General features: G+C 65.8%; 23 protein-coding genes. 18 read left to right on the plus strand and 5 right to left on the minus strand.

The genetic code is table 11. The annotated features are described in order from the left end of the window. Positions 1-124 precede the first annotated feature (124 nt). The 3 genes from ruvA to VMR03_RS11205 all read left to right on the plus strand — a co-directional run bounded on the left by ruvA (position 125) and on the right by VMR03_RS11205 (position 2401). Complete coding sequence (ruvA, locus tag VMR03_RS11195) at positions 125-751, plus strand: Holliday junction branch migration protein RuvA (RefSeq protein WP_325405206.1); 627 nt, start codon at positions 125-127, stop codon at positions 749-751. Between the two features lie 130 nt (positions 752-881). Further along, positions 882-1931: a Holliday junction branch migration DNA helicase RuvB gene (ruvB, locus tag VMR03_RS11200; protein ID WP_325405208.1), complete on the plus strand. Its 1050-nt coding sequence runs from the start codon at positions 882-884 to the stop codon at positions 1929-1931. Beyond that, a complete protein-coding gene (locus VMR03_RS11205; RefSeq protein WP_325405210.1) occupies positions 1928-2401 on the plus strand; it encodes a YbgC/FadM family acyl-CoA thioesterase in 474 nt (157 codons plus the stop codon). The genes ruvB and VMR03_RS11205 overlap by 4 nt, the downstream gene beginning before the upstream one ends. 131 nt (positions 2402-2532) lie before the next feature. Here VMR03_RS11205 and VMR03_RS11210 read toward each other — a convergent pair whose 3' ends face one another. Beyond that, positions 2533-3477, minus strand: a complete 945-nt coding sequence (locus tag VMR03_RS11210) for a UDP-glucuronic acid decarboxylase family protein (protein ID WP_325405212.1) — start codon at positions 3475-3477, stop codon at positions 2533-2535. A 442-nt stretch (positions 3478-3919) separates the two neighbouring features. On the opposite strand from VMR03_RS11210, the gene tolQ reads away from it, so the two are divergent. The 9 genes from tolQ to VMR03_RS11255 all read left to right on the plus strand — a co-directional run bounded on the left by tolQ (position 3920) and on the right by VMR03_RS11255 (position 14065). Next, on the plus strand, positions 3920-4666 hold the full coding sequence (gene tolQ / locus VMR03_RS11215) for a protein TolQ (protein WP_325405214.1): 747 nt from the start codon (positions 3920-3922) through the stop codon (positions 4664-4666). A 3-nt stretch (positions 4667-4669) separates the two neighbouring features. After that, positions 4670-5131 (plus strand): protein TolR, encoded by a 462-nt coding sequence (tolR, locus tag VMR03_RS11220; RefSeq protein ID WP_325405216.1) that lies wholly within the window; start codon positions 4670-4672, stop codon positions 5129-5131. Between the two features lie 11 nt (positions 5132-5142). Continuing rightward, positions 5143-5994: a hypothetical protein gene (locus VMR03_RS11225; protein ID WP_325405218.1), complete on the plus strand. Its 852-nt coding sequence runs from the start codon at positions 5143-5145 to the stop codon at positions 5992-5994. A gap of 183 nt (positions 5995-6177) precedes the next feature. Beyond that, positions 6178-7458 (plus strand): Tol-Pal system beta propeller repeat protein TolB, encoded by a 1281-nt coding sequence (gene tolB / locus VMR03_RS11230; RefSeq protein WP_414693180.1) that lies wholly within the window; start codon positions 6178-6180, stop codon positions 7456-7458. Positions 7459-7819: 361 nt separating this feature from the next. Further along, positions 7820-8320 (plus strand): peptidoglycan-associated lipoprotein Pal, encoded by a 501-nt coding sequence (gene pal / locus VMR03_RS11235; protein WP_325405220.1) that lies wholly within the window; start codon positions 7820-7822, stop codon positions 8318-8320. Between the two features lie 228 nt (positions 8321-8548). Continuing rightward, the gene (gene ybgF, locus VMR03_RS11240; protein WP_325405222.1) at positions 8549-9454 is read left to right on the plus strand and encodes a tol-pal system protein YbgF; all 906 of its coding nucleotides are present in this window, start codon (positions 8549-8551) and stop codon (positions 9452-9454) included. Between the two features lie 253 nt (positions 9455-9707). Further along, positions 9708-11042, plus strand: a complete 1335-nt coding sequence (gene tilS, locus VMR03_RS11245; RefSeq protein WP_325405225.1) for a tRNA lysidine(34) synthetase TilS — start codon at positions 9708-9710, stop codon at positions 11040-11042. A gap of 204 nt (positions 11043-11246) precedes the next feature. Next, on the plus strand, positions 11247-13166 hold the full coding sequence (gene ftsH, locus VMR03_RS11250; RefSeq protein ID WP_325405227.1) for an ATP-dependent zinc metalloprotease FtsH: 1920 nt from the start codon (positions 11247-11249) through the stop codon (positions 13164-13166). Between the two features lie 83 nt (positions 13167-13249). Beyond that, positions 13250-14065 carry a GDSL-type esterase/lipase family protein gene (locus tag VMR03_RS11255; protein ID WP_325405229.1) on the plus strand — a complete coding sequence of 272 codons (816 nt, stop codon included), beginning with the start codon at positions 13250-13252 and terminating at the stop codon, positions 14063-14065. A 115-nt stretch (positions 14066-14180) separates the two neighbouring features. Here VMR03_RS11255 and VMR03_RS11260 read toward each other — a convergent pair whose 3' ends face one another. After that, positions 14181-15446 (minus strand): cytochrome P450, encoded by a 1266-nt coding sequence (locus VMR03_RS11260; RefSeq protein ID WP_414693179.1) that lies wholly within the window; start codon positions 15444-15446, stop codon positions 14181-14183. A gap of 175 nt (positions 15447-15621) precedes the next feature. Here VMR03_RS11260 and VMR03_RS11265 point away from each other — a divergent pair, with 175 nt between their 5' ends. From VMR03_RS11265 to thiD, 6 genes are all read left to right on the plus strand, one after another. Beyond that, a complete protein-coding gene (locus VMR03_RS11265; protein WP_325405231.1) occupies positions 15622-16248 on the plus strand; it encodes a TetR/AcrR family transcriptional regulator in 627 nt (208 codons plus the stop codon). A 73-nt stretch (positions 16249-16321) separates the two neighbouring features. Then, positions 16322-16954, plus strand: coding sequence for a helix-turn-helix domain-containing protein (locus tag VMR03_RS11270; RefSeq protein ID WP_325405233.1), 633 nt, complete (start codon positions 16322-16324; stop codon positions 16952-16954). After that, entirely contained in the window at positions 16941-17873 is a 933-nt protein-coding gene (locus VMR03_RS11275; protein ID WP_325405235.1) for a sterol desaturase family protein, read from the plus strand. The genes VMR03_RS11270 and VMR03_RS11275 overlap by 14 nt, the downstream gene beginning before the upstream one ends. A 44-nt stretch (positions 17874-17917) precedes the next feature. Further along, positions 17918-18757, plus strand: coding sequence for a dihydropteroate synthase (folP, locus tag VMR03_RS11280; protein WP_325405237.1), 840 nt, complete (start codon positions 17918-17920; stop codon positions 18755-18757). A 125-nt stretch (positions 18758-18882) separates the two neighbouring features. Beyond that, positions 18883-20229 (plus strand): phosphoglucosamine mutase, encoded by a 1347-nt coding sequence (gene glmM, locus VMR03_RS11285; protein WP_325405239.1) that lies wholly within the window; start codon positions 18883-18885, stop codon positions 20227-20229. 233 nt (positions 20230-20462) lie between these two features. Then, positions 20463-21275: a bifunctional hydroxymethylpyrimidine kinase/phosphomethylpyrimidine kinase gene (gene thiD, locus VMR03_RS11290; protein ID WP_325405241.1), complete on the plus strand. Its 813-nt coding sequence runs from the start codon at positions 20463-20465 to the stop codon at positions 21273-21275. A gap of 67 nt (positions 21276-21342) precedes the next feature. Here thiD and VMR03_RS11295 read toward each other — a convergent pair whose 3' ends face one another. The 3 genes from VMR03_RS11295 to VMR03_RS11305 all read right to left on the minus strand — a co-directional run. Next, the gene (locus VMR03_RS11295; protein WP_325405243.1) at positions 21343-21675 is read right to left on the minus strand and encodes an endonuclease domain-containing protein; all 333 of its coding nucleotides are present in this window, start codon (positions 21673-21675) and stop codon (positions 21343-21345) included. Positions 21676-21763: 88 nt separating this feature from the next. Next, positions 21764-22246 (minus strand): GNAT family N-acetyltransferase, encoded by a 483-nt coding sequence (locus tag VMR03_RS11300; protein WP_325405245.1) that lies wholly within the window; start codon positions 22244-22246, stop codon positions 21764-21766. Positions 22247-22391: 145 nt separating this feature from the next. After that, positions 22392-23765, minus strand: a 1374-nt coding sequence (locus VMR03_RS11305) for a PLP-dependent aminotransferase family protein (protein WP_325405247.1), incomplete at its 5' end; no start/stop codon positions are given.

Raw genomic sequence — 23765 nt, forward strand, 5'->3', positions numbered from 1 at the left:
TCCCCGGCTGCGGTGCCGAAACCGAACATGCCGCCGACGCGCTGGCCATCGCGATCTGCCATGCGCATTCCGGCGGCGCCAATGCGCGCATCGCGGCGGCGATCCTCAAGGCAGAGGCGGCGCGATGATCGGCAAGCTGAAAGGCCTCGTCGACGAGACCGGCCCCGACTGGCTGATCGTCGACGTCAACGGCGTCGGCTATCTCGTCACCTGTTCGCGGCGCACATTGGAGGCGCTGCCGGAGCCGGGCGGTCTCGTGACGCTCGCCATCGAAACGAAGGTCAGCGAGGACGCGATCCGCCTCATCGGCTTCACCTCCGATCTGGAGCGCGACTGGTTCCGTCTTCTCGTGAGCGTGCAGGGCGTCGGCACGCGCGTCGCGCTGGGCGTCCTCGGCACGCTCACCCCCGCCGATCTCGCCCGCGCCATTGCGCTCGAAGACAAGAAGGCGGTTTCCGCGGCGCCCGGCGTCGGCCCCAAGGTCGCAGCCCGCATTGTCGCCGAACTGAAGGACAAGGCCCCCGCCTCGACCAATTTGAACGCCGTCCTCGATGTCGGGGTTGCCCTCGGCGTCGCGGACGCCGCCGGCAACGCGTCGGTCTCCATGCGCGACGCGGTCTCGGCCCTCGTCAATCTCGGTTATCCGCAGGTGCAGGCGGCCTCCGCCATCTCGGGCGCGGTCAAGAAACTTGAGCCCGGCGCCAGCGCGGAGCAGCTTATCCGCCAGGGCCTGAAGGAGTTGGCGCGGTGAGGGCAAGACGGCTCCTCATATCTTGCTGTCATCCCGGCCTTGTGCCGGGATCCAGGGGCTGCTTGCTCCGTGCCTGTCGCTCCTGGACCCCGGGACGAGCCCGGGGTGACAGCTTTAGTTTGGGAAAACCATGACCGACCGCCTCATCGGGGCCCGCAAGAAGGAAGAAGACGAGGCCGAGCGTTCGCTGCGGCCGCAGGCGCTTGCCGATTTCGTCGGTCAGGCCCGCGCCCGCGAAAACCTCGCCGTCTTCATCGAGGCGGCGCGGGCGCGCGGCGAGGCGCTCGACCATGTGCTCTTCGCCGGTCCCCCCGGCCTCGGCAAGACGACGCTCGCCCAGATCGTCGCCCGCGAGCTCGGCGTCAATTTCCGCGCGACGTCCGGCCCCGTGATCTCGAAGGCGGGCGATCTCGCGGCTCTCCTCACCAATCTCGAACCGCGCGACGTGCTCTTCATCGACGAGATCCATCGTCTCTCGCCGGCGGTGGAGGAAATCCTCTATCCCGCGATGGAGGACTTCCAGCTCGACCTCATCATCGGCGAAGGCCCCGGCGCGCGCTCCGTCCGCATCGACCTCGCGCCCTTCACGCTGGTGGGCGCGACGACCCGGACGGGCCTTCTCACCACGCCGCTCCGCGACCGCTTCGGCATTCCGTTGCGCCTCAACTTCTACGAGATCGCCGAACTCGAATTGATCGTCCGTCGCGGCGCCGGTCTCCTCGGCATCGAGATGACGGCGGACGGCGCCCATGAGATCGCGCGCCGCGCGCGCGGCACGCCTCGCGTCGCCGGACGCCTGCTCCGCCGTGTGCGCGATTTCGCCGCGGTCGACGGCGTGAAGACGATCGACGCGAAGGCGGCCGACAGGGCGCTGCAACGCCTCGAAGTCGATCAGCGCGGCCTCGACGCGCTCGATCACCGCTATCTCCGCTGCATCGCCGTCAGCTTCTCGGGCGGCCCCGTCGGCGTCGAAACGGTCGCCGCCGCGCTGTCCGAGCCGCGCGACGCCATCGAGGAAATCATCGAGCCCTATCTCATCCAGCAGGGCTTCGTGAACCGCACGCCGCGCGGCCGCGTGCTGACCGCGGCCGCCTTCGCGCATCTCGGCCTCCCCGTGCCCACGGGCGGCGTGGCCGGGCAGGGCGCTCTCTCCCTTTCGACCGATGAGGACGAGGCATGAGCCCGCCCGCCTGGCCGGACATCGCGGGCCGTATCGAAGGCCGGACACACATCCTGCCCATCCGCGTCTATTACGAGGACACGGATTTTTCCGGCATCGTCTACCACGCCAATTATCTGAGATTTGCCGAACGCGGCCGGTCGGATTTCCTGCGCGTCGCGGGCATCAGCCATACAGAACTCTTCGACGGCGACGATCCGCTCGCCTTCGCCATCCATCGCATGGAAATCGACTTTCTGAAGCCTGCCCGCATCGACGACCTGCTGGAGGTCCACACGCGCTATACCCGCGCCGGCGGCGCAAGGCTCGAAGCCGAGCAGACGATCTACCGGATGGGCGAGGGCGAGCCCGATCCGATCTGGCGCGCGAAAGTTTTCGCCGCCGTCATCGACACCGCCGGCCGGCCCCGCCGCATGCCGGTCCCGGTGCGCGAGGCGCTGGCCCGGTATGTCGCGGAGGTGGGCGCGTGACGCGGATCCGGTTCTTCCCAGCTGGAACATCCGGGACGTGGTTTTCCTTCAAGAAAATCGACCGCGTCGTCGATGGAAATATGATCATGTCGAATGTGGCTAAAGGCGGACGGGTGGGAAAGCGGACGCGCTCATTGCGAGCGCAACAGATCGTCGAAATAGGCGATGGTTCTCAGCAGTCCTTCGCGCAGGGGTATTCTCGGCTCCCAGCCGAGCTCGGCCTTCGCCCGTGAAACATCGGGTTGTCTCTGTTTCGGATCGTCCGAGGGCAGGGGCATAAACCGGATGGCCGATGCCGATCCCGTAAGCTCGATGACAGCTTCGGCAAGCTCGAGGATCGTGATCTCCGCCGGATTGCCGATATTGATAGGCCCCGTTTGTGCGGGCGGCGTGGCCATCATCCGGATCATCGCCTCGATAATTTCATCGACATAGCAGAAGGAACGGGTCTGGCTGCCATCGCCATGGATGGTGATGTCATTGCCGGTCAGGGCCTGGATGGCGAAGTTGGAGACGACGCGCCCGTCGTCCGGCTGCATCCTCGGCCCATAGGTGTTGAAGATCCGCACCACCTTCGCGGGCAGACGATATTGGCGGATATAATCGAAGAACAGGGTCTCCGCGCAGCGCTTTCCCTCGTCGTAGCAGGAGCGGAGCCCGATCGGATTCACATTGCCCCAATAATCTTCAGTCTGGGGATGTACGACCGGGTCGCCATAGACCTCCGATGTCGAGGCCTGAAGAATCTTGACCCCCAACCGCTTGGCGAGCCCGAGCATGTTGATGGCGCCCATGACGCTGGTCTTGGTCGTCTGTACGGGGTCGGACTGGTAGTGAAAGGGAGAGGCCGGACAGGCGAGGTTGTAGATTTCGTCGACTTCGACATGGAGCGGAGAGGTCACGTCGTGCCGGAGAATTTCGAAGCGGCGGTTGTCGAGCAGGTGGATGACATTGCGCCGCGAGCTTGAGAAGAAGTTGTCGACGCACAGGACCTCGCACCCCTCGGCGAGGAGGCGTTCGCACAAATGAGAACCGAGGAAACCTGCGCCGCCCGTGACAAGAATTCGTTTTGGCATGGGAATCTGGGGTCTGGTGGGTGAGTCGTGTGCCCGAACAGTCCGGTTGTCGCCGGCTCGGTCGCGGCTTGGTTACGGTCCAGGCCGGCGCGGTCGGCAAGCGATATCCGGAAACCACATGGGACGCGACCGTAGAGCCCCAGTCTCCAAACTCTACGCGTAGGAACATCCCGAGGGAAAAGCGAATCGGCGCATTTTCTGCATCGGTCCAGGATAGAAGGCCGGCTGTGGTGGCGCGGCAACAACCCGCTTTCTAAGCTCTTGTATTCGTGAGATATCCCACAATGTGCCACTGTTTCGACATAATTCGTGGACTAACTTCGGCTTCAATTCGGAGGCAGATTTGCGCTATGACACGCGCCGATGCCGTGAGGCGTGGCGCGGTTTGTCTGGCGCGGCGGGCCGCTCCGGGTGAGCCGTATGACTTCGGAGAGGCAATCTGATGGATCCGACGACCCGTATTGAGACCGGCGTGAATACGGCGCAGGTCATCGCCAACCAGACCGTGAACGCGGCGCCGGTGGATTTTTCCATCTGGGGCCTCTTCATGCATGCCGACCTGATCGTGAAGGTCGTGATGCTGGGGCTGCTTTTTGCTTCCGTCTGGTCCTGGGCGATCATTTTCGACAAGTGGTGGCGCTTCAACCGGGTCGAACGGCGCGCCGACCAGTTCGAGCGCACCTTCTGGTCCGGCCGTTCCCTCGAAGATCTCTATCAGGAGATGGGCCACCGCCCGGCGCATCCGCTCTCGGCGCTCTTCATCGCCGCGATGCGCGAATGGCGTCGCTCGCAGGACATCGCCACCGACAGCTTTCTCGGTCTCAAGGAGCGCGTCGACAAGGTGATGCAGGTGACGATCAACCGCGAGATGCTAAGCCTCGAAAGCCGGCTTCTCTTCCTCGCCACCGTTGGTTCCGTATCGCCCTTCATCGGCCTCTTCGGCACCGTCTGGGGCATCATGAACAGCTTCCAGTCGATCGCCATCAGCCGCGACACCAATCTCGCCGTCGTCGCCCCCGGTATCGCCGAGGCGCTCTTCGCGACGGCGCTGGGCCTCCTCGCCGCCATTCCGGCGGTCATCGCCTACAACCGTTTCTCGAACCAGATCGGCCGCTTCGGCACGCGGCTCGAAAGCTTCGCCGACGAATTCTCGGCGATCCTGTCGCGCCAGCTCGACGAGCGGGGTTGAGCCATGGCTTTTTCCGTTCAGGGCGGCGGGGGGCGCGGGCGCAGCAAGTACAAGCGCGCGCCGATGTCCGACATCAACGTGACGCCGATGGTCGACGTCATGCTGGTGCTGCTGATCGTCTTCATGGTGGCCGCGCCGCTCCTCACCGTCGGCGTGCCGGTCGATCTGCCCAAGACGCAGGCCGCCGCGCTCTCCGGCGACAACGAGCCCCTGACGGTCACGATCGACAGCAAGGGCCAGGTCTTCCTGCAGGAAACGCCCGTCGATCCCGAGGAGATCGTGGCCAAGCTTCAGGCCATCGCCCAGAACGGTTATGAGCAGCGTATTTTCATTCGCGCCGACAACACGATCGATTATGGCCGCGTCATGGATGTGATGAGCCGGATCAGTTCGGCCGGTTACAGCAAGGTCGGCCTGGTCACGGATTCGGCGAACGTGTCGCCGCCCTCGAAGGCTGCGAAGTAACAAGTTCTGGCATGAACAACAGGCCGCTTCTTCTTTCAGCCGGGCTTCACGCCGTGGTGTTGATAGCGACTATAGTGGCCCTTCCTTCGCCGAAGGAACTGGCCCCGGTGCAGACGCGCGTCCTGCCCGTCGAACTCCTGACCGTCGCCGACATGACGAACCTGAAGCGCCAGGCGAAAAAGAAGGTCGAGACGCCGAAGCCCGTCGAGCAGCCGGCGCCGAAGCCCGAGCCCGAAAAGCCCAAGCCCGTTCCCCAGCCCGAGCCGCAGAAGACCGAGCCCACGCCCGCGCCGCCGGAGCCGGAGAAGAAGGCCGAGCCGATCCCGGACAAGAACGCGCCGAAGCCCAAGGAAGAAAAGAAAGAGCCGCCGAAGCCCGAGTCGAAAAAGCCGGTCATCGAAAAGAAGGCCGAGAAGAAGCCGCCGAAGAAGAAGTTCGATCCGAACAACATCGCGGCGTTGCTGAACAAGCTGCCCGACACGGCGACGCAACCCGACGAGGCCAAGGATACGAAGGAAAAGGCCGACGCTTCGGAGACGGACAACCCCGACTTGCCGATGACGGCGAGCGAGGTCGACGCCGTGCGTCAGAAGATTTCGCAGTGCTGGAACATGGGCGACCTCGCGGGCAGTCCCGACGCCGACAAGCTCTATGCGAAGGTCAGCTTCACGCTCAATCAGGACGGCTCGCTCTCCGGCCGCCCGACCATCGAGGATTCGGGCGGCGGCAGCATTTCGCGGCTCTTTGCGGAGCGTGCCGTCCAGGCGGTGCTGAAATGCGCGCCCTACGATTTTCTGCCGGCGGACAAATTCAACAGTTGGCGCGACATAGAACTGAACTTCTCGCTCGCTGGAGCATTGTGAAACGGGAAAATGCCATAATCGTCTGGTATGCGTTCGCGACGGGGAAATGAAGGGTCGACAGCCCTTATTGCAGGAGAGACGGCGATGTTTGATTTTCGTGGATTTGGTCGCCCGAAGGCGGCGCGCATTGCATCTGGTGCGAGAAACGGATTGGCGCTGCTTTCTCTTGCGCTCTCGCTCGTGATGGCCGGGCTTTTCACCGCCGCCCCCGCCGAGGCCGCGCTGCAGATCGACATCAATCAGGGCAACACCGAGCCCATGCCGATCGCGATCACCGATTTCCTCGGCGCAGCCGGTCAGGAAGCCTCCGCCGGCACCGACATCGCGACTGTGGTCACTAACGACCTCGAGCGGTCGGGCCTCTTTCGTCCGCTCTCCAAGGCATCCTTCATCGAGAAGATGACCGACATCAACGTGCCGCCGCGCTTCGGCGACTGGCGCGTCATCAATTCGCAGGCGCTGGTGACGGGGCAGGTGAAGATGGAAGCCGACGGTCGGCTCCGCGTCGAGTTCCGCCTCTGGGACGTTTATGGCGAGCAGCAGCTCACCGGCCTGCAGTTCTTCACCACGCCGGACAACTGGCGCCGCGTCGCGCATCTGATCGCCGATGCGATCTATCAGCGCCTCACCGGCGAGCAGGGCTATTTCGACACGCGCGTCGTCTACGTGTCCGAAAGCGGTCCCAAGAACCGCCGCGTCAAGCGTCTCGCGATCATGGATCAGGACGGCTACAACCCGCATACGCTGACGAACGGCGCCGAACTCGTGCTGACGCCGCGCTTCAGCCCGAATTCGCAGGAGATCACCTATCTCTCCTATCACAACAACAATCCGCGCGTTTACCTGCTCGACATCGAGACCGGGCAGCAGGAAGTCGTCGGCGATTTCAAGGGCATGACCTTCGCGCCGCGCTTCTCGCCCGATGGCCAGAAGGTCGTCATGAGCCTTCAGCGCGGCGGCAACGCGAACATCTACACGATGGATTTGCGGAGCCGTCAGGTGACGCGCCTCACCTCGACGAATGCGATCGACACCGCGCCGAGCTATTCGCCGGACGGCACGCAGATCGCCTTCGAATCCGATCGCGGCGGTTCGCAGCAGATCTATGTGATGAATGCCGACGGCTCCAACCAGCATCGCATCAGCTTCGGCCAGGGCCGTTACGCGACGCCGGTCTGGTCGCCGCGCGGCGACCTCGTCGCCTTCACCAAGATGATCAGCGGCCAGTTCGTCATCGGCGTGATGAAGCCCGACGGCACGGGCGATCGCATCCTGACCGAAGGCTTCCACAATGAAGGCCCGACCTGGGCCCCCAATGGCCGGGTGCTGATGTTCTTCCGCGAGACGCGCGGCGCACAGGGCGGCCCCTCGCTCTGGTCGGTCGATCTGACGGGCCGCAACGAGCGCCCGGTGCCGACGCCGACCTTTGCCTCCGACCCCGCCTGGTCGCCCCGCATCCAGTAATCCGGGGACTGCGCATTCGTCGCATGGGCGCTCACGCCGGGTTCGGTCGAGAATTCGATCGAATCCGGTGTGAATAGATGCAAAAATGTCACGAGCCGCATGCTGAAAAGTCGCAGGCAACCCAATGGTTCTTGCCTCTTTTTGGGTCGGCAGCTAGTATTTTGTTGCGGTACGGCAACCCCAGCGTCGGCCAATTTCTGGGCGGCGTGTCATGGTTCGGACGAACTTCGGGCCACTTTGTAGAGCCTCGACTTCCCGGCAAGAAGGAAACCCTTTTTTGCTTGGGATGTTTGGCATGCAACAGTAAATAAGGGAACGCTGAGGCACCTTTGGCCGCAGAGATTAAAAGGAGAGCACCCGAATGAAGTCCCCGTATGCAGGCCTCCGGTTCGCCGCTGTGGCCGCAGCATTTTTGATGGTTGCCGCTTGCAGCTCGACTGACGAGACTGCCAGCGCCACCCCGTCCTCGTCCTCGTCGTCGACCGTTCAGCCCGGCACCCAGGCTGACCTCGTCGCCAACGTTGGCGACCGCGTTTTCTTCGACCTCGACAAGTCGACGCTGAAGGACGAAGGCAAGGCCACGCTGACGCGCCAGGCCACCTGGATGAAGCAGTATGCGAACCTGACCTTCACGATCGAAGGTCATGCCGACGAGCGCGGCACGCGTGAATACAACCTCGCGCTCGGCGGCCGTCGCGCCACCGCCGCGAAGGACTTCCTCGTCGCCGCTGGCATCGACGCCTCGCGCCTGAAGACGATCTCCTACGGCAAGGAGCGTCCGGTGTGCCTCGAGTCGAACGAGGATTGCTGGGCCCAGAATCGCCGCGCTGTGACGGTGGTTGCCGAGGGCGCCGGCAGCTAATCGGCTGACGGACCTGATTACCGGGAGCGCTCTTCCGCAATTGCGGGAGGGCGCTTCTGTGTTTCGGGGGGTAGGGTCGGGCCCCGTTCCGGCGGCTGAAGGCCGCAGGCGGAGGGCGCCCCATTTTAGTCGCAGTTCTCGTTACCATGGCTGAGCCTCGGGCGTCGCGAGGCGTGTGCCGGCCTTCATCGAAATGCGATCGTACGAAAATATCTTGAGGCGGATCAGGTGACAAAAGCCAACATCCTCGTGACGGCGGGCCTCGCGGCCCTTGTCGGAATGCCCGTCCTGCTGCCGCTGGCTGCCGCGGCCGATGATTCGGACCTGCGCGCCATCAACAATCGCCTCGATCGTCTCGAGAACACCGTTGGCGACATCCAGAGCGGCGGCTACGGCGGCGGAAGCAGCTCCGGCGGGTCCGGCGGCGGCATGTCCGCGGATGCGCAGTCCCGCCTTGGCGAGATCGAGGAACAGCTCCGCAGTCTGACCGGCCGTGTCGAGGAGTTGAGCCACCGCGTCGATCAGACCGCGCAGGACCTTCAGAACTTCAAGAGCGACGTCGATCTGCGCTTCCAGGACATGCGTCAGGGCGGCGCCGCGCCAGCGCCTGGCGCCGGGCCCGTTCAGGAGCCCGGCGACGTTCCGCAGGGCGGCGGCGCACCCACCAGATTGACACCGCCCGGCGCCGCGCCCGCGGCTCCGGCTGCCGCGCAGCAATCGTCGGCCGCGCCGACTGTCACGCTTCCGACCGGCACTCCCCAGGTCCAGTATGATTTCGCCATCGACCTGTTGAAGCGCGGCCAGTTCCCGCAGGCGCGCGACGGGCTGAAGCAGTTCCTCGCCGAACATCCGAAGGATGCGCTCGCTGGCAACGCCCAATACTGGCTCGGCGAAACCTATTACGTGCAGGGCCAGTACAAGGACGCCGCCGACAGCTTCCTCAAGGGCTACACCACCTATGCGAAAAGCCCCAAGGCTCCGGACAGCCTGCTGAAACTCGGCATGACGCTTTCGCAGCTCGGTCAGAAGGACGCGGCTTGCGCCACCTTCGGTCAGTTGAAAGAGCAATTCCCGCAGGCCGCCCCCGCCGTCGTCGCCCGCAACAAGCTCGAACGCCAGAAGGCCGGCTGCTGACCAGCAAGCGGTACTTCCGCCTCCCCACCCTCCCGCTGTCTGACGACAGCGGGTCCCTCCCTCCCCTCTCCCGCCCGGACTCATCGAGGTACGGAGAGACTCGGGCGGGAGAGGGGAGGGATACGAAGGCTTGGCTTGGGCTTGTCCCAAGCCTTAGCCGAAGTAGGGTGGGGAGCGGGAAGAACGGCCCTCGGAAAACGCGGTCGAAAGCCCCGCACTGGCATCTCTTCTCCCCCCGCGCCATGATCCGCGCATGAATGCACCTCCCGACAGCAAGCCCATCGCCGCCGCCGAATTTGCCGCGCGCCTCGCCGCGCTCGCGCCGTCGAGCCGTATCGCGGTCGCGCTTTCCGGCGGACCGGATTCTCTTGCGCTGCTCTTCCTCGCCGCGCGCTGGGCGAAGGCCGGAAAGCGCGCGACGCTCACGGCCTTCACTGTCGATCATGGGTTGCGCCCCGAATCCGCGCGCGAAGCCCGCGCCGCCGCGCGCATGGCGAAAGCCCTCGGCGTCGGCCACCGCATCCTCCGCTGGAAAGGTGAGAAACCGAAGACGGGGCTTCAGGCTGCCGCCCGCGAGGCCCGCTATCGCCTCCTCGCCGAGGCCGCCCGCGCCGAAGCCATCGGCGATCTTCTCGTCGCCCACCACCTCGACGATCAGGCGGAAACCTTTCTGCTGCGTCTGGCGCGCGGCAGCGGCGTCGATGGCCTCGCCGCCATGGCGCCCGCGCGCGACCTGCCCGGCGCGCCGCCCCTCCGTCTCCTGCGCCCGCTTCTGTCTTTTCCACGCGCGCGTCTCGCGGCGACGCTTGCGAAAGAAAAACTCGAAGCGATCCACGATCCGAGCAACGACAATCTCCGCTTCGATCGCGTGAAGGCGCGCCGCATCCTGCGGGACCTCGCACCTCTTGGCCTCGGCGCCGAACGTCTCGCCGCCACCGCCGCACATATGGCCCGCGTCCGCGCCGCTCTCGAAGCCGAGACGCAGGCCCTGCTTGCCGCCCATGCGCGTCTGGCGCCGGAAGGCTTCGTCGTCGCCGACGCGCGGGCGCTCGCCGGAACGCCCGATGAAATCGCGCTCCGTGCCCTCGCCGAAATCCTGAAATGCGTGGCCGGCGCCGATTATCCGCCGCGTTTCGACGCGCTCGTCGCGATCCATGCGTCGCTCGTGGACGGCACGCTCGGCCGTGGCCGGACGCTCCACGGCTGCAAGCTTTCGGTGAGCCGGGGAGAGCTTCTCGCGACGCGCGAGCCCGCCGCCGCCCTGAAAGCCCCGCCGCTTCGTTTGAGGCCGGGCGAGGCAGGATTATGGGACGGCCGTTTCGTCATTGAGGTCGAGACTTTGCCGCGCGCGGCAAGCGGAGCGGAGTGGCGGGCGCTCGGCGCCGCCGGTCTCGCAGCCCTTGGAAGTCTTGCTGTTCTGGAAAAAAGGGGGCAACCGCCAATAGGCGTTCCGAAATCGGCCTTGCCCGCGCTTCCGGCGCTCTGGAAGGGGGGCGATCTTCTTGCCGTGCCCCATATCGGGATCGTGCCCGCCGGCCTCCGTGTGAGTGTGGCGCCGACCGGGCGGGGGCTCCTGCCGCCGCCGTAACCACCTCTTTACGCGGCGCTGCGACACTCAAACGGCGGGGAGATGGCGGGATTGAGGGAAACGGCACTTGGTAAACCTCCGGAAGAACCCTATCTTCTTCCTAGATTAGAAGTTCTCAAGAGCAGTGGCGGCCGGTTAACAGTCTGGCATGGCCCCTGCTAGAGACCCGCTTAGATGTCCGTCAGGTGACAGAAGGTCAGGCCGTTGTCCAATTTCAAGAATCTCGCTCTCTGGGTCATCATCGCGCTGCTTCTGGTGGCGCTCTTTAATCTCTTCCAGAGCCCGGTCCAGCAAAGCGCGTCGACGGACGTCAACTATTCGCGCTTCCTCTCCGAGGTCGATGGCGGAAATGTGCGCGACGCGACGATCACCGGCGACACGATCGTCGGTCATTTCGCCGACGGTCGTACCTTCCGCACCACGGCGCTCGCGGATTCGCAACTCGTCAACCGGCTGAACGACAAGGGCGTCTCGGTGACGGTGAAGCCGGCCGAGGAGAGCGTTCCATGGTTCGTTAGCGCGCTCGTCTCCTGGTTCCCGATGCTGCTACTGATCGGCGTCTGGGTTTTCTTCATGCGCCAGATGCAGGGCGGCGGCGGCAAGGCGATGGGCTTCGGCAAATCGAAGGCCAAGCTCCTCACCGAACGTCACGGCCGCGTCACCTTCGACGACGTCGCCGGCATCGACGAAGCCAAGGACGACCTCACCGAGATCGTCGAATTCTTGCGCGACCCGGCGAAGTTCCAGCGCCTCGGCGGCCGCATTCCGAAAGGCGTGCTGCTCGTCGGACCGCCCGGTACCGGCAAGACGCTGCTCGCCCGCGCCATCGCCGGCGAAGCCAATGTGCCCTTCTTCACGATCTCGGGTTCCGACTTCGTCGAAATGTTCGTCGGCGTCGGCGCGAGCCGCGTCCGCGACATGTTCGAGCAGGCCAAGAAGAACGCGCCCTGCATCATCTTCATCGACGAAATCGACGCGGTCGGCCGTCATCGCGGCGCCGGTCTCGGCGGCGGCAATGACGAGCGCGAGCAGACGCTGAACCAGTTGCTCGTCGAGATGGACGGCTTCGAGCCGAACGAAGGCATCATCCTGATCGCCGCGACGAACCGTCCCGACGTGCTCGATCCGGCGCTGCTGCGTCCGGGCCGCTTCGACCGTCAGGTCGTCGTGCCGAACCCGGATGTCGTCGGCCGCGAGAAGATCCTGAAGGTCCACATGAAGAAGGTGCCGCTCGCGCCGGATGTCGATCCGCGCACGCTGGCGCGCGGTACGCCCGGCTTCTCCGGCGCCGATCTCGCGAACCTCGTCAACGAGGCGGCCCTCATGGCGGCGCGTCGCGGTAAGCGTCTCGTCACCATGTCGGAATTCGAGGACGCCAAGGACAAGGTCATGATGGGCGCCGAGCGCCGCTCGATGGTCATGTCCGAGGAAGAAAAGCGCCTCACCGCCTATCACGAAGGTGGCCACGCGCTGGTCGCTCTCAACATGCCGGCGTCCGATCCGGTTCACAAGGCGACGATCATCCCGCGCGGCCGTGCGCTCGGCATGGTCATGCGTTTGCCGGAACGCGACCAGGTTTCGGTGACGCGCGAAAAACTCAAGGCCGACCTCGCGGTCGCCATGGGCGGACGCATCGCCGAGGAAGTGATCTTCGGCCACGAGAAGGTGACGTCCGGCGCGTCGTCCGACATCTCGATGGCGACCAAGATGGCCAAGGCCATGGTCACGCGCTGGGGCATGAGCGACAAGCTCGGGCCGCTCGCCTACCACGAGAACGAGGAAGAAGTGTTCCTCGGCCACTCCGTCTCCCGCCAGCAGAACATGTCGGAAGAGACGCAGCGCGCCATCGACGGCGAAGTCCGCCGCATCGTCGAGGAAGGTTATTCGACGGCCAAGCAGATCATCACGGATCACCTCGATGAACTGCACACCATCGCCAAGGGCTTGCTCGAATACGAGACGCTCTCCGGCGAGGAGATCAAGGGTCTGCTGAAAGGCGAGCCCCCGGTGCGCGAGCGCGGCGAGCCCGTGAAGCCCGAAGCCGGCCCGGTCTCGTCGGTGCCGAAAACCGGCCGCCCGGCCGAAACCGGCCCCGGCGTCTCGCCCGAGCCGCACGGCGCCTGACACTGAGGCCGAACGAAAACACGTTATAAAGGGAGGCCCCGCGGCCTCCCTTTTTCATGCCGAATATCGACGACGGAGAGACGATGACGTGGATATGGCGCAGACTCGCGGTTCTGACGCTGCCGCTCCTCCTCGCCGCCTGCGCGAGCCTACCGCCGGCGCTGGTCGAGCCGCCGAGCTTCGCGCCGCATCGCGTCGTCGCCGGCGACCCGCCGCCTCTGGCGCGAACGCCTTTCTTCGTCCAGCCCGAACGCATGGCGGAGAAGCGCGCGGCGCTCGAAACGCCGGTCGATCTCGTCTTCATCGGCGACTCCATCACCCAGAACTATGACCGCGCGTCGGCGAAGCCCGCCGAAAACTACAAGCCCGTCTGGGATGCCTTCTACGGCGACCGTCATGCTCTCAATCTCGGTTACGGCATGGACACGACCTCGTCCGTGCTCTGGCGCCTGCAACAAGGCGAAATCGACGGCATCGCGCCGAAGCTCGCCATCGTGCTGATCGGCACCAACGACACCAACATCGGCGCCTCCGCCGCCGACACGGTGTCGGGCATCGACGCCGTGGTCGCCGCGATCCATGCGCGCCTGCCGCGTACCAAAATCCTGCTCCTCGGCATCCTGCCGAGCGGCCGCTCCCTCGCGAAGATCCGCGCCGACGCGCGCATCAACGCGGAGCTTGCCGCGCATTATGAGGAAAGTGACGTCGTCACCTTCCTCGACATCGGCCACGTCTTCCTGAAGGACGGCGCCCCCGACCCGGCGCTTTACGTCGAGCCGGAAGGCCGCGAGCTGCATCCCAATGCGCGCGGCCAGGCCGCCATGGCCGCCGCCATCGAACCGACGGTCGCGCGACTGATGGGAACGACACCGAAAACACCGGCGCCCGCCGGCAGTTGAGCAAATAAAATGGGAGGCTCAAAGAGCCTCCCATTTCCCCGGACGCCTCCCGATTCAGTGCTGCTTCTCCGGCAGCCTTGGAACCAGTCCGTCGAGATCGTTCGCGCGTCTCCGCTCAGGCGTGGAGGCGCACCGGCAGGGACACGTAGCCCCGCACGAAATTCGAGCGCGTGCGTTCGGGCTCGGCCAGCACCTCGATCCGGCTGAAGCGCGCAAGGATTTCTTCCCACAGGATCCGCAATTGCAATTCCGCGAGCCGGTTGCCGACGCAGCGATGAACGCCGAAGCCGAAGGAGAGATGCTGGCGCGGCCGCGCGCGGTCGATGATGAAGTCCTCAGGTCGCTCGATCGCCTCCTCGTCGCGATTGCCCGACAGATACCACATGATGACCTTGTCACCCTTCCGGATGGTCTTGCCGCCGAGCTCGGTGTCGACGAGCGCCGTGCGGCGCATATGCGGCAGCGGCGTCTGCCAGCGGATGATTTCCGGCACCGCGCTGTCGAGGAGCGCCGGGTTCGCCTTGAGCTTCGCGAACTCGGCCGGATTCTTGTGGAAGGCGAGCACGCCGCCCGTCATCGAGTTGCGCGTCGTGTCGTTGCCGCCGACGATGAGAAGCAGGATGTTGCCGAGGAATTCCTCCGGCGGCATGTTCCGCGTCGCCGGCGAGTGGGCGAGCATGGTGATGAGATCGGAACCCGGCTCGTTCGCATTGACGCGCTCGTTCCAGAGGTTCTGGAAATAGACCGCGCATTGCATCAGTTCGTTCGTGCGCTGCTCCCAGCTGTCGACGATGCCGCTTCCGGGCGCCGCCGTCGCGACGTCCGACCAGCGCGTCAGCTTCCGCCGCTCCTCGAACGGAAAATCGAACAGTGTCGCCAGCATCTGCGTCGTGAGTTCGATCGAGACCCTCTCGACCCAGTTGATTTCCTCCCCGAGGGGCAGCCCGTCGAGTACGCGCGCCACGCGCTCGCGGATCGTCCCCTCGAGCCTGGCGAGATTGGCTGGCGCAACGATCGGGCTCACGGTCTTGCGCTGCGCGTCGTGGCGCGGCGGGTCCATCGAGATGAAGTTCGAGAAGCTGATGCCGCCTTCCTCGCCGCCGCCGTTCTGCAGCGCGTCGTCGATGACGATGCCGCCAAGCGTCGCTTCCGAGGAATAGATCTGGTGGTTGGTGTCGACATGCATGATGTCGGCGTATTTCGTCACCGACCAGTAGGGCCCATAGGCGCTTTCGGCGCAGTAATGCACCGGATCTTCCCTCCGAAGCCGCGCGAAATAGGCGCCCACCGTGTCGTCGTGGAAGAGATCGGGATTGCTGACGTCGATCCTGTCGAGCGGCAGGGCGTCGATGCCCTCCGCCATCCGAGCGGCCATGGCCATGGTCTTCCTCCCGTTTGTCCAGGCCGGCTCCCCGCCGGCTTCGTTATTGAGCAAAGTATCAATAGCAACTGCGTGAAGAGTCAATACGGGATTTTGACGGGCGTTGGCCCGTTCCAGCGAGCCCGGCTTTCCGCCTATACTCCGGCCCCGTTCGACATGATGAGAAGGCGCTCCCTTGAAATCGAAAGCCGGCAAGCGGCAAGGCCATCCGAAAATCCGCACCCGCCTCCTGCCGGAGGAGCGCCGCGCCCAGCTTCTCGCCTGCGCGCTGGCCGCCTTTGCGGAGCACGGTGTCGCCCGCGCCACGCATTCCCATGTCGCGGAGCGGGCAGGGGTCTCCGTCTCGGCGGTCCATTCCTATTTCCGCACCCGCGAGGACCTGGTCGCCGCCGTGCTTGGCGAGGTCGAAACCTTCCTGATCGAGGTCGCGACGATGTCGCTTCTGCGCAAGGCCCCCGTTCCCGATCTGCTGACGGCGCTCGCCGCGCGCTTCGCCGACACGGCGGTCGAGAGGCCCGATCTCATCAAGGTCTGGCTCGACTGGAGCACGGGCGTCCGCGCCGATGTCTGGCCGCATTACCTCGACGTGCTGGAGCAGCTTCACGACATGGCGCAGAAGGTCTTTGCGCGGGGCAAGCGGGAAGGGCTGATGCCGCAAGGGCTCAACATCCGCGCCGCCGCCCGCCTCTATATCGGCGGCGGCCATACGGTCGCCCTGATGCAGTTCGCCGGTGCCGGTCGCCGCGAACTCGATACCTTCATCGACCAGCTCGTCCGCGGGTTTCTGATCGACGGCCTTTGAACGGGGCGCCCCTGGACAAGCCCTCCCGACTTGTTTATAAGTGACTACTCACAAATAAATGAGCCGAGGGGCCATGGGCCGCCCGAAGAAAATCGACGATGCCGACCTCCTCGCCGCCGCCCGCGAGGTCTTCCTCGAGCGCGGCCCCGTCGGCGCGGCGAAGGAGATCGCGCGCCGCGCCGGTATTTCGGAAGCGGCCCTCTTCCAGCGCTTCGGCACGCGTGACGCGCTCTTCTTCAAGGCGATGATGCCGCCGTCCTTCGCGGCGGAGGAACTGGTGCTGCGCGCCGCCGCCGATGCACCGGACGCCCGCGCGGCGCTCGCCGCCATTACGCGCGGTGCGCTCGTCTATTTCCGCGAGGCGATCGGCTCGGCGCTGGTGATGATGTCCCATCCCGAATTCAAGCTCGCCGAAATCGCCCGCGCCCATGGCGGCGGCAATCCCGGCGCGACGCTCATCCGGGCGCTCGCCCATTGGCTCACCCGCGAGGCCCAGGCGGGCCGCGTCCATTGCCCCGACCCGCAGGCAAGCGCCGACCTCGTCGTCGCCGCGCTCCACAGCGTCGTGCTCTTCGAACATCTCGGCATCTACGACCGCGAGGCGGGCGACGCCCGCGCGCTCGCCGCCATCGACGCCCTGTGGCCCGCGCTCGAACCGCGACCCTCGCCCGGAATCCGAAAGGAGAAGCCCCATGGAAAACGTTGAGAGAAAAATCTCGCGGACGGAATATTTCGTCGCGCGCGCCGTCTATCCGCTCTTCTTTTTCGGCGCGATCGGCGTCGCGCTTCTCGCGCTCGACCGGGGCTGGGATCTCGGCATGGCGACTGGCATCATCATCGGCACCATGGCGGTCGCGCTCATCCTCCTCGAAGCGGTCTTCCCCGCGAAAGCCGAATGGCGCATGACCTTCCGCAGCTTCCTGCGCGACGCCAAATACATCGCCTCCGGCGTCGCGACGGGCGCGGCGGCGAGCGCCATCGGCGCCGTCCTCGCCGTTCACGTCGCGGGCGCCGGGGCCGGCCCGGTCGCCGACCTGCCGCTCTATGTCGCCGTGCCGCTCGCGATCCTCGTCTTCGACTTCGTGCAGTACTGGGTGCATCGCTGGATGCACGAGACCTCATGGCCGCTCGGCGGTTTCATGTGGCGTCTTCACGTTGCGCATCACCTGCCGGACCGCGTCTATGTGCTGATGCATCCGGCGGCCCATCCGCTCAACGATCTTCTCGTCCGCCAGGCGATCAACATCGGCCTCATCAAGCTCATCGGCTTCAACGCCGACGCGATCTTTCTCTTCTCGGTCATCACCGTCACCGGCGGCCTCTTCTCGCATTTCAATCTCGATGTGCGGGCCGGCTTCATGAACTATCTCTTCGTCTCGACCGAGCTTCACCGCTTCCACCACAGCGCCGCGCCCGACGAGAGCAAGAATTACGGTGTCGTCACGCCCTTTTGGGACATCGTCTTCGGCACCTTCGTCTACCGTCCGGGCGTCCTGCCCGCGCGCCTCGGCGTCGAGGAGCCCGCCCTCTATCCCCGCTCGGAGCAATACTGGAAAGTCTTCCTGCTGCCCTTCCGGCGGACGGCGCGTCGAGCGGCATCCGGCGACGCCATGCAGGGTGTTTGACGGCTTTCTTCCCGGCGCGCGGAGCGGCGTGCTAGAAAGCCCTCATGCAAGCTCCCGCGCCAAAATCCGCCGGCCCGAAAATCCCCGGCCCGAAAATCCTCGGCATCGTCAACATCACCTCGGACTCCTTCTCCGACGGCGGAAAGTTCCTCGCGCCCGAAGCCGCCATCGCCCATGCCCGCACCCTCGTGTCGGAAGGCGCCGACATCGTCGATCTGGGTCCCGCCTCCAGCAACCCGGATGCCGCGCCCGTGTCGGCGGCGGAGGAAATCCGCCGCCTCGCGCCCGTCCTCGACGCGCTGCTCGCCGACGGTGTCGAAATCTCCATCGACAGCTATCTGCCGGAGACGCAAGCCTACGCTCTCGCGCGCGGCGTTCCCTGGCTGAACGACATCAGGGGCTTCCCCGATCCCGCGTTCTATCCGGCGCTGGCCGCTTCGTCCGCCCGCCTCGTCGTCATGTATTCGATCCAGCAGGGCCAGGCCGATCGTCGCGAGTCGCCGCCCGGCGACATCGTCGAGCATATCTGCCGCTTTTTCGGCGACCGTCTGTCCGCTCTCGAAGCGGCGGGCATCGACCGTGCCCGCATCGTGCTCGATCCCGGCATGGGCTTCTTCCTCGGCCCCCGGCCCGAAACCTCCTTCGGCGTGTTGGGGCGGCTCGGCGAGATCAGGGGGCGCTTCGGCCTGCCGCTTCTCGTCTCGGTCTCGCGCAAGTCTTTCCTCCGTGCGGTCACGGGCCGCGCGACCGGCGAAGCCGGCGCCGCGACACTTGCGGCCGAACTCATCGCCGCCATGAAAGGGGCCGATTTCATTCGTACCCATGAGCCGGCTCCCCTCCGGGATGCGCTCGCGGTCGCCGCCGCCCTGAAGGGGCGAAGCTGAAAGATTCAGCAAGAATTCGTTAACTGCGTTGCGGCGATAAGGCCCTATATTTGCAGCGCGGCGGGGGGAGGCGGCGTCTGTCGGGACGCTGACCGGTTTTGGGACACACGGGGATATGACCTTTCATGTCGCGTAAATATTTTGGTACGGACGGCATTCGCGGAACCGCCAATACCGGCTTCATGACCGCCGAAACGGCGCTCCGGGTCGGCATGGCCGCGGGGCGCGTCTTCCGTCGCGGCGAGCATCAGCATCGCGTCGTGATCGGCAAGGACACGCGCCTTTCGGGCTACATGCTCGAACCGGCGTTGACCGCCGGCTTCACCTCGATGGGCATGGACGTGTTCCTCTTCGGTCCCCTGCCGACGCCTGCCGTCGCAATGCTGACGCGCTCGCTCCGCGCCGATCTCGGCGTGATGATCTCCGCCTCGCACAATTCCTTCGAGGACAACGGCATCAAGCTTTTCGGTCCCGACGGCTTCAAGCTCTCCGACGATGTCGAACTCGAAATCGAACACCACATGGATAACGGCCTCGCCGACAATCTGGCGGGCCCGCGCGAGCTCGGCCGCGCCAAGCGCATCGACGACGCGCAGGCGCGCTACATCGAGCATGTGAAGCACACCTTCCCGAAGGATCTGACGCTGGACGGGTTGCGCGTCGTCATCGATTGCGCCAACGGCGCCGCCTACAAGGTCGCCCCCGCCGTGCTCTGGGAACTCGGTGCCGACGTCGTCGCCGTCGGCACGGAGCCCAACGGTTTCAACATCAACGACGAATGCGGCTCGACCGCGCCGGAGCGCATGTGCGCCACCGTGCGCGAACGCCGCGCCGATATCGGCATCGCGCTCGATGGCGACGCCGACCGCGTCATTATCTGCGACGAGAACGGCCACATCGTCGACGGCGACCAGATCATGGGCCTCGTCGCGCGCTCCTGGAAGGAAGAGGACAAGCTCTCCGCGCCGGGCATCGTCGCCACCGTCATGTCCAATCTCGGCCTCGAACGCTATCTCGCCTCGCTTGGCCTCGGCCTCGCGCGTACGCAGGTCGGCGACCGCTACGTCGTCGATTACATGCGCCAGAACGGCTACAATGTCGGCGGCGAGCAGTCCGGCCATATCGTGCTGAAGGATTTTTCGACCACGGGCGACGGCCTCATCGCCGCGCTTCAGGTTCTCGCCGTGCTGAAGGCCGGCAATGCACCCGTCTCGAAGCTCTGCCATCTCTTCGATCCGCTGCCGCAGCTTCTGAAGAACGTGCGCTTCCGCAAGGGCGAGCCGCTGAAGGAGAAAGACGTCGTGGAGGCGATCCGCGACGGCGAAGCCCGCCTCGGCCAGAAGGGCCGCCTCGTCATCCGCAAGTCGGGCACCGAGCCCCTGATCCGCGTGATGGGCGAGGGCGACGACGCCGCGCTCGTCCGCGCCGTCGTCAACGACATCGTCTCCGCGATCGAGGCCCATGCGGCGTGATTGATGCGGTGGGCCTCGTCGGCCCACCCCTCACCCTCCGCTCACTGACGTTCGCTCCTCCCTCTCCCCTCCCGCCCGGGCATGGGTGGGGACGGAAGGGCCGGGGCGGGAGGGGAGAGGGATGCGAAGGGTTGGCGAGGGCAAAGCCCGAGCCTTACCCGCAGCAGGGTGAGGGGAGGGCGAAAAAAGCCCCTCCATCTGCCCCACAACGAAAATCGACAGGAAAACTCACCATGCAAGGCCGCGTCTTCATCATTGCGGGTTCGGATTCGGGCGGGGGCGCCGGAATCCAGGCCGACGTCAAGACGGTGACGGCGCTGGGCGGTTACGCCGCGACCGCGATCACCGCGATCACCGTTCAGGACACGCTGGGCGTCCACGCGATCCACGAAGTCCCGCTCGACATCGTGCGCGGCCAGATCGGCGTCGTGCTCGACGACATCGGCGCCGACGCGGTCAAGACCGGCATGCTTCATTCGACCGAGATCATCGAGATGGTCGCCGACGAGATCGGCCTGCGCGCGCCGGACGCGGCTCTCGTCGTCGATCCGGTGATGGTCGCGAAGGGCGGTACGGCGCTCCTGCAAGCCGACGCCGTCGTCGCGCTGAAGCGCGCGCTGATCCCGCTCGCGACGCTCATCACCCCTAATGCGCCAGAAGCCGCCGCGCTTACCGGCCGCCGCATCGAGACGCTCGAGGATCAGAAGGCCGCCGCCGACGCGCTGCTCGGCCTCGGCTGCGACGCCGTTCTGTTGAAGGGCGGACATATTCCGGGCGAGACGATCTTCGACGTGCTGGCGACGCAGGACCAGCTCGAAGTGATGTCCTCCCCCCGCATCGAAACGCCGAACACCCACGGCACCGGCTGCACGCTCGCCTCCGCCATCGCCGCCTTCCTCGCGCAAGGCGCGGACCTGCGCGAAGCCGTCGAAGCCGCCCGCGACTACGTCCACATGGCCATCCTCACCGCCCCCGGCCTCGGCAAGGGCCACGGCCCGCTCAATCATGCGTGGACGGTGCAGGGGCTGGACGAGGAAGAGGCGTAGGGCTGAGGCTCGGCATCTAGCCGCCACCCCCCTCCCAACCCTCCCCCTCAAGGGGGGAGGGCTTTAGTCAGCGTTCCTTAAGAGCCGCGACAATCAATTCGATGACACCGTCGGTATTGGCGAGAATGTCGTTGTTCCAGAAGCGCAAGACTTTGTAGCCGCGACTTTCCAGCCATTTGGTCCGCGCGATATCGTGCAGTGCGCGGTCTTGACTGTGTTGGCCTCCATCCGCTTCTACGATGAGCCGATGTCCGAGACAGACGAAATCGACGATGTAGTGGCCTATGGGATGCTGGCGGCGAAAATTCTCACCAAGCGCGTTGCGCCGCAGCCTGGACCAGAGTCGTTGCTCCGCATCCGTCTGATCTCGTCGTAACCGGCGGGCTCGTTCATTGGCCATGTGAGACTGTAAATCCGCTCATCCCGCCCTAAAAGCCCTCCCCCCTTGAGGGGGAGGGTTGGGAGGGGGGTAGGCGGCAAACCGCAGCTTACGAAAACCGCATCTCCATCAGCGGCAAATTCCGCCCGGCGATCGACGCGGAGGGGACTTCGCCTGTCCGGCGGAAGCCTTCATGTTCGTAGAAGCTTGCCGCGTTCGGGTCCGCCTCGACATGCACGAGCCGCACGCCATGCCGACGCGCATGGTCGAGAAGATCGCGCAGCAGCAGGTGCCCGACGCCGAGCCGCACGAATTCGGGGTCGATGAAGAGATCCTGCACCAGCGCCTTCGCGTCGCGCATCGCCACGGCGGAAAATCCCGCGATCCTTTCGCCGGCCTGCGCCACGCGGAAGCGCTCGCTTGCGATCCGCCACGGCGTCACCGTCAGCTCCGCTTCGCAGCGCGCCATGAACTCCTCGTCATAGCCCCAGCGGGCTTTGGAATTCATCGCGAGGCGCGACAGGAGCGGGCCCTCGTCGGGCCATGCCGGACGAAGAAAGAGGGCGGGGCGTCTGCGATAAGCTGATCCCATGATCGTATCCTCCCGCTGAAAGCTAACACCCTCCGAAAAAAATTATCCACAGGAGTCTGGCCAGCGTCGGTCACACGGTCGAATTTTCTCGGTAAGCGGATCGTTTCAGGACAGATCGCGGCATCTCGTGCGGACGAGGGCGCTCTTACGCAAGCGGCGCAAGGTCCGCAGGCGCGCCGTCGAGAAGCGTCGCGACGATGCCGAGCCCGTGCCGCAGCGCCTCGCGGCTTGCCGGCTGGCCAAGGGCGATCCGCACGTGGCGCGCGGCACGTTCGGGACGCCCCACCATGAAGTCCTCGCCGGCCGCGATGGCGACGCCGCGCTGCCGCGCCGCCTCGACGAAACTATGCGCGCGCCAGGCTTCCGGCAGATGCAGCCAGACGTAAAGCGCGGCGGGGTGGTGGCGTATTTCATGGCCCTCCAGAACAGCGCGCGCAATGGCGTGACGCGCCAGCATCTCGTCCCGCTGCCGCGCGACGAGGCTCGCCGCCTCGCCGCTTACGATGAGCCGCGTCGCAAGTTCCGCCATGACCGGCGGCACGGTCTGTCCGAAGCCATGCTGGATTGCGCGGGCGCGGTCGAGCTTCGCGCGCGGCGGCACGAGGAAGCCGATGCGCAAGCCGCAGCCCAGCGATTTCGCGAGGCTCGTCGCGTAATAGGTGCCCTCGGGGTAGTAATGCGCGAGGGGCGGCGGCCGCTCGCCGAGCAGCGCGCCGTAAATATCGTCCTCGATCACGGCGAGGCCGTGCGCCCGCGCGATCCCTGCGATTTCGATGCGCCGGCTCACGCCCATGATCGCCGTCGTCGGATTGTGCAGCGTCGGCACCGTGAAGATCGCGCGCGGCCGCTGCGCCTCGATCGCGCGTTCGAGGGCCTGCGGCACAAGGCCTTCCGCGTCGATGTCGACCGGCGCGATGCGGCGTCCCATCAGCGAGGCCTGCGCGATCATCGCCTGATAGGTCAGCGCCTCGGTGAGCACGAGATCGCCGGGCTCCGTCGCAGTCAGGAGCGCGGCGAGGATCGCCTGCTGCGTACCCGACGAGACGACGATCCCGTCCGGCTTCGGCGCGAAGCGGCCATAGGAAATCCACCGCGCCGCCGCTTCGCGATGCGCGGCCGCGCCGCCCGGCGGAAGATAGTTGTTGAAGAGCGACGCTCCCTCGTGCGTGGCTTCGTCGAGCACCGCGCGCAGGGCGGCGCCCATCGTCTCGTCCTGTCCGACCGGCGCGGCGAGCGCCGCCTTCATCGCGACCTCGGCGCCGTCCATGGCGTTGAAGCTCGCCGAGCCCACGCCCTGCATCGGCGCGCGCTCTTCCCGCGCCAGCACATAAGTCCCGCGTCCGACTTCGCCCGCGACCAGTCCCCGGTTCGCCGCCAGCGCATAGGCGCGCGCCACCGTGCCGACGGTGACGCCGAGTTCATAGGCGATGTCGCGCAAGGGCGGCAACCGTGTGCCCGGCGCGAGCCGGCCCTCGGCGATCGCTTCGCCGATGAGATCGGCAATCGCCCGGTAGCGCGG

Origin of the sequence: Parvibaculum sp. (assembly GCF_035511255.1) — a bacterium.
In the GTDB taxonomy this organism is placed as follows: domain Bacteria; phylum Pseudomonadota; class Alphaproteobacteria; order Parvibaculales; family Parvibaculaceae; genus Parvibaculum.

Excerpts from the sequence above, each read along its gene's own strand:
- ruvA (WP_325405206.1), top strand. The coding sequence starts at position 125 with ATGATCGGCAAGCTGAAAGGCCTCGTCGACGAGACCGGCCCCGACTGG.
- ruvB (WP_325405208.1), top strand. The coding sequence starts at position 882 with ATGACCGACCGCCTCATCGGGGCCCGCAAGAAGGAAGAAGACGAGGCC.
- VMR03_RS11205 (WP_325405210.1), top strand. The coding sequence starts at position 1,928 with ATGAGCCCGCCCGCCTGGCCGGACATCGCGGGCCGTATCGAAGGCCGG.
- VMR03_RS11210 (WP_325405212.1), bottom strand. The coding sequence starts at position 3,477 with ATGCCAAAACGAATTCTTGTCACGGGCGGCGCAGGTTTCCTCGGTTCT.
- tolQ (WP_325405214.1), top strand. The coding sequence starts at position 3,920 with ATGGATCCGACGACCCGTATTGAGACCGGCGTGAATACGGCGCAGGTC.
- tolR (WP_325405216.1), top strand. The coding sequence starts at position 4,670 with ATGGCTTTTTCCGTTCAGGGCGGCGGGGGGCGCGGGCGCAGCAAGTAC.
- VMR03_RS11225 (WP_325405218.1), top strand. The coding sequence starts at position 5,143 with ATGAACAACAGGCCGCTTCTTCTTTCAGCCGGGCTTCACGCCGTGGTG.
- tolB (WP_414693180.1), top strand. The coding sequence starts at position 6,178 with ATGGCCGGGCTTTTCACCGCCGCCCCCGCCGAGGCCGCGCTGCAGATC.
- pal (WP_325405220.1), top strand. The coding sequence starts at position 7,820 with ATGAAGTCCCCGTATGCAGGCCTCCGGTTCGCCGCTGTGGCCGCAGCA.
- tilS (WP_325405225.1), top strand. The coding sequence starts at position 9,708 with ATGAATGCACCTCCCGACAGCAAGCCCATCGCCGCCGCCGAATTTGCC.
- VMR03_RS11255 (WP_325405229.1), top strand. The coding sequence starts at position 13,250 with ATGACGTGGATATGGCGCAGACTCGCGGTTCTGACGCTGCCGCTCCTC.
- VMR03_RS11260 (WP_414693179.1), bottom strand. The coding sequence starts at position 15,446 with ATGGCCATGGCCGCTCGGATGGCGGAGGGCATCGACGCCCTGCCGCTC.
- VMR03_RS11270 (WP_325405233.1), top strand. The coding sequence starts at position 16,322 with ATGGGCCGCCCGAAGAAAATCGACGATGCCGACCTCCTCGCCGCCGCC.
- VMR03_RS11275 (WP_325405235.1), top strand. The coding sequence starts at position 16,941 with ATGGAAAACGTTGAGAGAAAAATCTCGCGGACGGAATATTTCGTCGCG.
- folP (WP_325405237.1), top strand. The coding sequence starts at position 17,918 with ATGCAAGCTCCCGCGCCAAAATCCGCCGGCCCGAAAATCCCCGGCCCG.
- glmM (WP_325405239.1), top strand. The coding sequence starts at position 18,883 with ATGTCGCGTAAATATTTTGGTACGGACGGCATTCGCGGAACCGCCAAT.
- thiD (WP_325405241.1), top strand. The coding sequence starts at position 20,463 with ATGCAAGGCCGCGTCTTCATCATTGCGGGTTCGGATTCGGGCGGGGGC.
- VMR03_RS11295 (WP_325405243.1), bottom strand. The coding sequence starts at position 21,675 with ATGGCCAATGAACGAGCCCGCCGGTTACGACGAGATCAGACGGATGCG.
- VMR03_RS11300 (WP_325405245.1), bottom strand. The coding sequence starts at position 22,246 with ATGGGATCAGCTTATCGCAGACGCCCCGCCCTCTTTCTTCGTCCGGCA.